This is a genomic window from Sphingomonas sp. ACRSK (genome assembly GCF_022346685.1).
Classification (GTDB): Bacteria; Pseudomonadota; Alphaproteobacteria; order Sphingomonadales; family Sphingomonadaceae; genus Sphingomonas; species Sphingomonas molluscorum.
Genome location: NZ_JAKRNR010000061.1, coordinates 1 through 7,385 on the forward strand (window position 1 = coordinate 1; position 7,385 = coordinate 7,385).

7 protein-coding genes are annotated in these 7,385 nt (G+C 69.7%); 5 read left to right on the top strand and 2 right to left on the bottom strand.

Annotation, left to right across the window (positions count from 1 at the left end; translation table 11 throughout):
- The 5 genes from MHZ35_RS17355 to MHZ35_RS17375 form a co-directional block, all read left to right on the top strand.
- Positions 1–619 (top strand): TonB family protein (locus MHZ35_RS17355; RefSeq protein ID WP_342453547.1); only part of this gene is annotated, 619 nt, incomplete at its 5' end.
- A gap of 65 nt (positions 620–684) precedes the next feature.
- Positions 685–1,527: a S1/P1 nuclease gene (locus tag MHZ35_RS17360; RefSeq protein ID WP_239436778.1), complete on the top strand. Its 843-nt coding sequence runs from the start codon at positions 685–687 to the stop codon at positions 1,525–1,527.
- 200 nt (positions 1,528–1,727) lie between these two features.
- The gene (locus MHZ35_RS17365; protein ID WP_125962493.1) at positions 1,728–1,979 is read left to right on the top strand and encodes a hypothetical protein; all 252 of its coding nucleotides are present in this window, start codon (positions 1,728–1,730) and stop codon (positions 1,977–1,979) included.
- 17 nt (positions 1,980–1,996) lie between these two features.
- Positions 1,997–3,391, top strand: a complete 1,395-nt coding sequence (locus tag MHZ35_RS17370; RefSeq protein WP_239436779.1) for a L,D-transpeptidase family protein — start codon at positions 1,997–1,999, stop codon at positions 3,389–3,391.
- A gap of 62 nt (positions 3,392–3,453) precedes the next feature.
- The gene (locus tag MHZ35_RS17375) at positions 3,454–3,870 is read left to right on the top strand and encodes an excalibur calcium-binding domain-containing protein (protein WP_239436780.1); all 417 of its coding nucleotides are present in this window, start codon (positions 3,454–3,456) and stop codon (positions 3,868–3,870) included.
- Here the strand turns inward: MHZ35_RS17375 and dnaJ are convergent, their stop codons facing one another.
- Positions 3,871–4,986, bottom strand: coding sequence for a molecular chaperone DnaJ (dnaJ, locus tag MHZ35_RS17380; RefSeq protein ID WP_239436781.1), 1,116 nt, complete (start codon positions 4,984–4,986; stop codon positions 3,871–3,873).
- Between the two features lie 207 nt (positions 4,987–5,193).
- Positions 5,194–7,098, bottom strand: a complete 1,905-nt coding sequence (gene dnaK / locus MHZ35_RS17385) for a molecular chaperone DnaK (protein WP_239436782.1) — start codon at positions 7,096–7,098, stop codon at positions 5,194–5,196.
- Between the last annotated feature and the right edge of the window lie 287 nt (positions 7,099–7,385).

Below are 7,385 nucleotides of genomic sequence, written 5' to 3' on the forward strand. Positions count from 1 at the left end.
GACCCCGCCCGTCCGCTCCCGGCCCAAGCGTGAGGTCCACGAGGCGCCCAAGCGCGCCACCGCGCCCCGGCCGGAGGGTGCCGCCTCCCCCGCCAACCTGCGCGGCAAGGCGACCGAGATCGCCGCCCCACCGGTGCCGATCGTCCTCCAGCCGCCGCCGCTGGTCACCGCCGAGATCGCCGGCATCGGCAGCCAGGCGAACACCGGCGGCGCCCCGGTCAAGGGAGCCGGCACCGGCAGCGGCGGCGTTGGGAACGGCACCGGCAGCGGTGCGGGCGGGGATGGCGACGGCGGCGGCGGTGGTGGCGCAGGCGAGACTCCGCCCCGCTGGCGCCGCGGCCAGCTGCGCGATTCCGACTATCCCTCCGCCCTCACCCAGGCCGGCATCGGCGGCACCGTCGGCGTGCGCTACGTGGTCGAGACCAACGGCCGCGTCGGCCGCTGCGACGTCACCGATTCGAGCGGCAGCGCCCAGCTCGACGCGCTCACCTGCCGCCTGATCCAGCAGCGCTTCCGCTTCGATCCTTCCCGCGATGCCGAGGGCCGGCCGGTCGCCTCGACCATCGTCGAGAACCACGAATGGATCCCGGAGCCCGGCGAGGGATCGGACGAACGCTGACGGTTTGGCAAAACCGCCGAGTCCCACCCTCCCCCAGCCCTCGCGTTTCGCCTAAGGGACCGGCCATGATTCGCCGCCTCCTCTTCGCGCTCGCCCTCGTCTTCGTCGCCTCGCCCGCCCAGGCCTATTGGGAATATGGGCATGAGAGCGTCGCCGCGATCGCTTATCGCAACGTCTCGCCCGCCACCCGCGCGAAGATCGACGCGCTGCTGCGCCAGCAGAAGCTGCTGGAGACGCCTACCTGCCCCGCCCGCACGGTCGAGGAGGCGAGCGTCTGGGCCGATTGCGTGAAGCCGCTGGGCGAGCGGTTCAGCTACGCCTTTTCCTGGCACTATCAGAACGTCGACGTGTGCAAGCCGTTCGATCTCAAGTCGGCATGCAAGGACGGCAATTGCGTCTCGGCGCAGATCACCCGCGACATGAAGCTGTTGAAGGACCCCAAGGTCCCCGTCCGCGAGCGGGTGCAGGCGCTGGTGTTCCTGATCCACTTCGTCGGCGACCTGCACATGCCGCTCCACGCCGGCGACCGTGGCGACCTGGGCGGCAACCGCGTCAAGGCGCGCTACGGCATCTACGGGCCGGATCGCTTCAATCTCCACAGCGTCTGGGACGGCCCGCTCACCGAGCGCGCGGTCTCCCCTCCGCCGTCGATCTTCCGCACCTACACCGCCCAGGAGCGCTCGATGCTCGCCGGCGGCAGCGTCGAGGACTGGAGCCGCCAGAGCTGGGAGATCAGCCGCGACTATGCCTATGCCAGCGCCTTCGGCGGCGATGCCTGCGGGCCGGTGCCGGAAGGCCGGGTGATGCTCGACCAGGCGACCATCGACAGGCTCCTGCCCGTCGCCAAGCTGCAGGTCGAGCGCGGCGGCCTCCGCCTCGCCCGGCTGCTGGACGAGGCGCTCGGCTGAACCACCCGTCCGGATCCCGTTCCCCGAACGGGCGCTCTTCTCTCCCATGGCGACTGCCGCGCCGGTGGAACGGCTGGCCGCTGTGGGCCTCGGTGGCTTCACCTTCCGTTCAGGCGGGGGGACGCCTTTGAAAGGCCCGTTTCACGGGGCTCTTCGGGCGGCGCAGGGAGCGCCGACCGGTCCTTAAAGGGAGGATGAAGATGCGTATCCGTTCCATGATTCTCTTGGCCGCAGGCGCTGCGTCGCTCGCCGCCTGTTCCAAGGACCCGCCTGTCGCCACCACCCCGCCGCCGCCGCCGGGCGCGGTTTCGGGTAGCGTCGCTGCCGATCGCGACGGCGACGGCATCATCGACGGCTATTACACCTCGGACGGCATCTATCACCCGCTCGCGCCGCCGGCACCTCCGCCCCCGCCGCCGCCGCCGCCCACCCCGCGGGGAGAACGCGGCTGATCCGTCTCGACCGGGGGATGCGGCACTGCCGCATCCCCGCCATTCTGCTTCTGATCGCCACCGCCGGAACCGGGCTCGTCCCGACCGGGGATGCGCGCGCCTATGCCCAGGCGAAGAAATCCGCACCTGCCCGGAAACCCGCCGCAAAGAAGCCGGCACCCAAGAAGGCGACGGCAAAGCCCGCGCCCAGCGAGCCGGAGGCGACCCCCGCCACCCGCGCCGTCGCGGTGCAGATCCGCGAGCAGGCCGGCGGCAAGGTCAAGGGCTTCTACGCCGATCGCGGCTTCTGGCCGATCTGGGCGGCGAGCGGCCGGCTGGGTCCGGAGGCCGACGCCTTTGTCGACATGGTCGAGACCGCCGACCTCGATGGCCTGCGCCCCAACAGCTACGGGCCGGATGCGCTGCGCAAGGCGGTGGTCACAGCGCGCAGCGGCGATCCCGTCGCCGTCGCCCAGGCCGAACTCGCGCTCTCGCGCGCGCTTGCCGACTATGTGGCGGACGTCCGCCGCCCGCGCGACACGGGCATGACCTACCTCGACGCCGAGGTGAAACCGCGCAAGCTCAAGGCCGAAAACGTGCTGCGCGCGGCCGTGCTCACCAAGTCGTTCGCAAGCTACATCCGCGACATGGGCTGGATGAGCCCGCACTACCTGCGCCTACGCACGCTGCTGGCGACCCCGGGCCTGTCCCCGGACGACCGCGCGCGACTGCGCATCAACCTCGATCGCGCGCGCCTGCTGCCCGGCGCCTGGACGCGCCACATCGTCGTCGATGCCGCCTCGGCACGCCTCTATTTCTATCAGGGCGGCAAACAGGTCGGCACCATGCGCGTCGTCGTCGGCACGCCGCAGACGCAGACGCCGATGCTCGCCGGCATGGTCCGCTACGCGATCCTCAACCCCTATTGGAACGTGCCGACCGACCTCGTCCAAAAGAAGATCGCCCCCAAGGTGCTCGCCGGTCGACCGCTCACCGCCATGGGGTTCGAGGCGCTGTCCGACTGGAGCGAGAACGCCACCAGGCTCGATCCCAAGGCGATCGACTGGCACGCCGTTGCCGCCGGCCAGCAGGAAGTGCGCGTGCGCCAGTTGCCCGGCCCCGCCAACTCGATGGGCCGCGTCAAGTTCATGTTCCCCAACGAGCTCGGCATCTACCTGCACGACACCAACGAGAAGGCGCTGATGAAGAAGCCCGCCCGGCACTTCAGCAACGGCTGCGTGCGGCTGGAGGATGCGCCGACACTCGGCAAATGGCTGCTCGGCAAGCCGATCACCACCGTCGCCAAGAAGCCGGAACAGGCCGCCCCCCTGCCCCAGGCGGTCCCCGTCTACCTCACCTATTTCACCGCCACCGCCGCCCCCAAGGGCGTCGCCTTCCTCCCCGACGTCTACGGCCGCGACACCCGCGGCTGACGGCGAAGGCGACGTGCGGGTTCGTTAGGGCGGTGGCAACTTCCGCCTGCCACCGTCCCGCCATGAGCAATCGCTTCCCGCACCTGCGGCCGGGCCAGGCGGCCCTGAGCTCGTTCGGCTCGCGCCGCGCCTCGGCACGTCGTCTGGGCTATCCGGCGATCGTCGCCGGCGGCTGCGCGCTGGTGTTCGCAGCGAGCTGGATCGCGACCCCGAACGTCCAGCAATGGTGGGCGCGGACCTCCCGCTCGGAACCGTCCGCGGCGGTGGAGACAGTGCAGGACCCTGAAGCGGCCGAGCGCTCCGTCTACTTCAGCGGCTGCAGCGAGGCGCGCGCCGCGGGCGCCGCACCCATACACCGCGGCTCCCCCGGCTATCGCGCGGGAATGGACGGGGACGGCGACGGGGTCGCCTGTGAGTCCTACGGCGGGAGCAGCGGTGGCGGCGGCTACAGCTTTCGCCGCCACCGCCGCCGCCACTGATCAGCCCAGCGCCGACTTCAGCTTGGCGAAGAAGCCCTGGCTTTCGGGGCATTCCTCGCCCGTCTCGGTCTCGCGGAATGCTTCCAGCAGCTCGCGCTGCTTGGCCGACAGCCGCGTCGGCGTCTCCACCTCGACGCGCACCACCAGGTCGCCGAAGCCGCGGCCCTGCAGCACCGGCATGCCGGCCCCGCGCTGGCGCAGCTCGCGGCCCGACTGGATGCCGGCCGGGATGCGGATCGTGCGCACGTCGCCGTCGAGCCCCGGGATCTCGATCTCGCCGCCCAGCGCCGCGGTCGTGAAGCTGATCGGTGTGCGCGCGTAGAGCGTCGTGCCCTCGCGCTCGAACAGCGGGTGCCGCTTCACGTGCATGAAGATGTAGAGGTCGCCAGCCGGCGCCCCGCGCGCGCCCGCCTCGCCCTCGCCGGTCAGGCGGATGCGCGTGCCCTCGTCGACGCCCGGCGGCACGTTGACCGACAGCGTCTTGGTCTGCTCGACCCGGCCCTCGCCGTGGCAGGCCGGGCACGGATCGCTGATCACCTGGCCCGCGCCATGGCAGGTCGGGCAGGCGCGCTCGACCACGAAGAAGCCCTGCTGCGCGCGCACCTTGCCGTGGCCGGCGCAGGTCGTGCAGGTCTTTGCCGCGGTCCCGGGCTTGGCACCGCTGCCGCCGCACGGGCCGCAGGCGCTGGAGACGTCGACGGTGATCTCGGTCGCCTTGCCATGGAACGCCTCGTCGAGCGTGATCTCCATGTCGTAGCGCAGGTCGGCGCCCCGGCGCGGTCCCGCGCGCCCGCCGCCGCGGCCGCCCATGAACTCGCCGAACACGCTTTCGAAGATGTCGGAAAAGCCGCCGAAGTCCTGCGGGCCGGCGCCGCCGCCCCCGCCCTGGCGGAACGCGGCATGGCCATAGCGGTCGTAGGCCGCGCGCTTCTGCGGGTCCTTCAGCACCTCATAGGCTTCGGACACGGCCTTGAACTTGGCCTCCGAATCCTTGCACCCGGCATTGCGGTCCGGATGGTACTGCATCGCGAGCTTGCGATAGGCGGACTTGAGCGTCGCGCCATCGGCGGTGCGCTCGCATCCGAGCAGTTCGTAATAGTCGACTTCGGTGCTCATGCCGCTTCCATCTGCCGCCGCTCGCAGCACCCGGGGGTGTGCATCGCGTCGGCCGTCCCCCGGGCGCAGGCCGCGGTCCAGGGCCACCCGCGGCGCCGTGTGTTGGTCTCGTCCCCAGCTCGCACCGGGTCCGAATCAAACGCCGGGTCACCCCCTGCCCCTCCGCTCCCGAAGGACCGGCGGAAGCGGAGGCGACCCGGCAGCGTCTTACTTCTTGCTGTCGTCGACTTCGGAGAATTCCGCGTCGACCACATCGTCGTCCTGAGCGGCAGCACCGCCTTCGGCACCCGGCGAAGCCTCGGCCTGCTGCTGCTTCTCGTAGATCGCCTGACCCAGCTTCATCGCCACCTGAGCGAGTTCCTGCGCCTTGGTGGTCATCTGGTCGGCGTCGCCGCTTTCCACTGCCGCCTTGGTCTCGGCGATCTTGCCCTCGATCTCGCTCTTCAGGCCCGCATCGACCTTGTCGCCATTGTCGGCCAGCTGGCGCTCGGTGGTGTGCACCAGGCTTTCGGCGTTGTTCTTCGCCTCGGCCGCCGCACGGCGCTTCTTGTCCTCCTCGGCGAAGTTCTCGGCATCACGCACCATCTGGTCGATGTCGCTGTCCGACAGACCGCCCGAAGCCTGGATGCGGATCTGCTGCTCCTTGCCCGTGCCCTTGTCCTTGGCAGAGACGTTGACGATGCCGTTGGCGTCGATGTCAAAGGTGACCTCGATCTGCGGCACGCCACGCGGCGCTGGCGGGATGCCGACCAGGTCGAACTGGCCCAGCATCTTGTTGTCCGCCGCCATCTCGCGCTCGCCCTGGAACACCCGGATGGTGACCGCCTGCTGGTTGTCGTCCGCCGTCGAATAGACCTGCGACTTCTTGGTCGGGATGGTCGTGTTGCGGTCGATCATCTTGGTCATGATGCCGCCCAGCGTCTCGATGCCCAGCGACAGCGGGGTCACGTCGAGCAGCAGCACGTCCTTGACGTCGCCCTGCAGCACGCCGGCCTGGATCGCGGCACCGATCGCCACGACCTCGTCCGGATTGACGCCGGTGTGCGGCTCCTTGCCGAAGAAGTCCTTCACGACCTGGCGCACCTTGGGCATGCGGGTCATGCCGCCGACCATCACGACCTCGTCGATCGCGCTCGCCTTCACGCCCGCGTCGGCCATCGCCTTGCGGCACGGCTCCAGCGTGCGCTGGATCAGATCATCGACCAGCCGCTCCAGGTCGGCGCGGTTGATCGTCTTCACCAGGTGCTTCGGCCCGTTCTGGTCCGCGGTGATGAAGGGCAGGTTGACCTCGGTCGACTGTGCCGAGGACAGCTCGATCTTCGCCTTCTCGGCCGCTTCCTTCAGCCGCTGCAGCGCCAGCTTGTCCTTGGTGAGGTCGATGCCCTCGGCCTTCTTGAACTCGTCCGCCAGGAACTGCACGACCTTCGAATCGAAGTCCTCGCCGCCCAGGAAGGTGTCGCCGTTGGTGGCCTTCACCTCGAACACGCCGTCGCCGATCTCCAGGATCGAGATGTCGAACGTGCCGCCGCCCAGGTCATAGACCGCGATGGTCTTGTTGTTGTCCTTGTCCAGGCCATAGGCGAGCGCGGCCGCGGTCGGCTCGTTGATGATGCGCAGCACTTCCAGGCCGGCGATCTTGCCCGCGTCCTTGGTCGCCTGGCGCTGGGCGTCGTTGAAATACGCCGGCACCGTGATCACGGCCTGCGTCACGGTCTCGCCCAGATAGCTCTCGGCGGTTTCCTTCATCTTCTGGAGCGTGAAGGCGCTGATCTGCGAAGGCGAATATTCCTCGCCGCCCGCTTTCACCCACGCGTCGCCGTTGGGGCCGCGTGCGATGCTGTAGGGCACCAGCTCGGTGTCCTTCTTGGTGACGGGATCGTCGAAGCGGCGGCCGATCAGGCGCTTCACCGCAAAGATCGTGTTGTCGGGGTTGGTGACCGCCTGGCGCTTGGCCGGCTGGCCGATCAGTCGCTCCCCGTCCTTGGCGAACGCGACGATCGACGGCGTGGTGCGCGCACCTTCCGCATTCTCGATCACCTTGGGGCTGCCGCCTTCCATCACTGCGACGCAGCTGTTGGTGGTGCCCAGATCGATCCCGATTACTTTAGCCATATTCCCTCGTAGGCCCCCGGCTCGTGTCAAACCATCGAAACACGCCCCCGTGACTGGGCGGCGCGTCGTTACGCTGGGGCATATAGGTGGGGTTCCGCTTGCCGCAAGATTGCGTGGAACCTATCCGTTTCGCGAGAGTGAACCGGCCGTGCCCGCCGCCCGGCCCAAGGGGGAAACCACCATGTCCGCCACCACCGCCGCCGCCCTCGCCCGCCTGCGCCGCCCGGGCCTCCGGGCGCTTGGGCGGTGCCGCAGGCGGCGAGCAGGGGGAGGGCGAAGAGGGGGAG

Excerpts from the sequence above, each read along its gene's own strand:
- MHZ35_RS17360 (WP_239436778.1), top strand. The coding sequence starts at position 685 with ATGATTCGCCGCCTCCTCTTCGCGCTCGCCCTCGTCTTCGTCGCCTCG.
- MHZ35_RS17365 (WP_125962493.1), top strand. The coding sequence starts at position 1,728 with ATGCGTATCCGTTCCATGATTCTCTTGGCCGCAGGCGCTGCGTCGCTC.
- MHZ35_RS17370 (WP_239436779.1), top strand. The coding sequence starts at position 1,997 with ATGCGGCACTGCCGCATCCCCGCCATTCTGCTTCTGATCGCCACCGCC.
- MHZ35_RS17375 (WP_239436780.1), top strand. The coding sequence starts at position 3,454 with ATGAGCAATCGCTTCCCGCACCTGCGGCCGGGCCAGGCGGCCCTGAGC.
- dnaJ (WP_239436781.1), bottom strand. The coding sequence starts at position 4,986 with ATGAGCACCGAAGTCGACTATTACGAACTGCTCGGATGCGAGCGCACC.
- dnaK (WP_239436782.1), bottom strand. The coding sequence starts at position 7,098 with ATGGCTAAAGTAATCGGGATCGATCTGGGCACCACCAACAGCTGCGTC.